Source organism: Nocardiopsis sp. NRRL B-16309 (assembly GCF_001279585.1).
Lineage (GTDB): Bacteria > Actinomycetota > Actinomycetes > Streptosporangiales > Streptosporangiaceae > Nocardiopsis.
In genome coordinates this window covers 1-1,681 of record NZ_LGEC01000119.1, presented here as the reverse complement: position 1 = coordinate 1,681, position 1,681 = coordinate 1, and the positions used below count along the sequence as shown (strand labels likewise).

Sequence of the window (1,681 nt, the reverse complement as noted above, 5' to 3'; positions counted from 1 at the left end):
ACCACGTGGAGATCGGCCCCGGCAACGCCTGGTTCCTCTCCCGAGCCCTGACCGCCCGCAGCGCCGACCGGCCGGCCATGGACCGGATCACGCTGGTGGACTACAACCCCGCCGCCCTGGACGTGTCCGCTCGCCGGATCCGCCGCCACGGCGTGGCACTGTCCACCCACACCGCCGACGCCCTGGCCCGCTGGCCGATCCCCTCGGACAGCGCCGACAGCCTCGGATGCTGCATGGTCACCCACACCCTCCACGGGCGAGGGTTCGCCGACAAGCGCGCGCTGTTCGCCGAGTCCGTGCGGGTGGTGCGCCCCGGCGGGACCCTGTTCGGGTGCGGCATCCTCGGTGAGGCCGACCCCGCCCCGATCTCCCCCGCCGGGGCCCGCATGCGGCGGCTCTACAACACCCGCCGCAACGTCTTCCACAACGCGGCCGACACCGAGGCCGGGCTCATCGACGTCCTGGCCTTGGTGTGCGGACCCGCCGCGCGAATCCGCGTGCGCGCCGTCGGCGCCGTGGCGGTGTGGGAGGTGACCCTGTGAGACCCCTGCACCCGCGGGCGGCGGCGATCGTCGGCCTGGGCCTGCGCTCCCCCGGCGGCACCACCCCCGACGGCGAGGCGATGGAGGTGCGCGGCCCTGCGGCGGCCTGGGAGGCGCTGCGCGCCGGCGTTCCGGCGATCACCCGCTACCCCGCCCGCCGGTGGGAGCGCATGCAGGAGCGGCTGCACCCCGACGACCGGGGCAGCGCCCCCTGGCCGCTCGCTCCCATCACCTTGCCCACCACCACCGACGCGGCCGCGTTCGGCCTGCGCGCCAGCGACGTGGACCTGCTCTCGCCCTCCCAGATCCTCATCCTGGAGATCGCCGCCGAAGCCCTGGCCGACGCCGGGATCCCCCCGTCCACCCTGGCCGGGCCGCGCACCGGCATCTACCTGGCCACATCCTCCCCCGACGAGGCGCTGACCACGTTCGCCGACGGGACCCGGCCGCGCCTGGCCGACCTGCCCGCGGGCGGCGCGGGGATGCTCGGCACCCACCTGTCCCGGTGGCTGAACACGCTCGGCCCGCTCCCGACCCTGGACACCACCTGTTCGTCCAGCGCCTACGCCCTGCACACCGCCCGCCGCGACCTCACCGACGCCACGGTCGACGTCGCGGTGGTCATCGGGATCAACACCTGCGACAGCCCCGTGGTGGGCCGCGCCTTCGGTGACGGCACCGCTCTGGCCGAAGACGGGGACCTGGCCCCCTACGACGAGCGCGCCCACGGATACGTGCGCGGAGAAGGGGCCGTGGCCGTGGTGCTGCGTCCCTACCGCCAGGCCCGGCGCGCCCACGAGCGCATCTACGCCGTGCTGGAGCACACCGCCGTGGGCTCGGACGGGCGCTCGGCCGGGGTGGGGCTGCCCTCCTGGCAGGCCCAGGCCGACCTGATCGGCCGCGCCCTGATCGCGGCGCAGGTCCATCCCGACGCGGTGGACCTGTGGGTCGGGCACGGCACCGCCACCGCCGCCGGGGACAACGCCGAACGCAAGGCCTTCGCCGCAGTGTGCGGCCAGGGCCGAGACCGCGGGCGAGGCCGCCTCTGGCCGGTGTGGTCCGCCAAGGGCCTGTGGGGGCACGCCGAGGGCGCGTCCGGGCTGCAATCGGTGGCCGCCACCGCCCTGATGCTGCACCAC

At 75.8% G+C, this 1,681-nt stretch carries 2 protein-coding genes; both read left to right on the top strand.

The window, feature by feature from the left end; genetic code table 11:
• Positions 1 to 542 (top strand): class I SAM-dependent methyltransferase (locus ADL05_RS26765; RefSeq protein ID WP_156366069.1); only part of this gene is annotated, 542 nt, incomplete at its 5' end.
• A partial coding sequence (locus ADL05_RS26760) for a polyketide synthase (RefSeq protein ID WP_197285945.1) occupies positions 539 to 1,681 on the top strand: 1,143 nt, incomplete at its 3' end. The genes ADL05_RS26765 and ADL05_RS26760, both read left to right, overlap by 4 nt.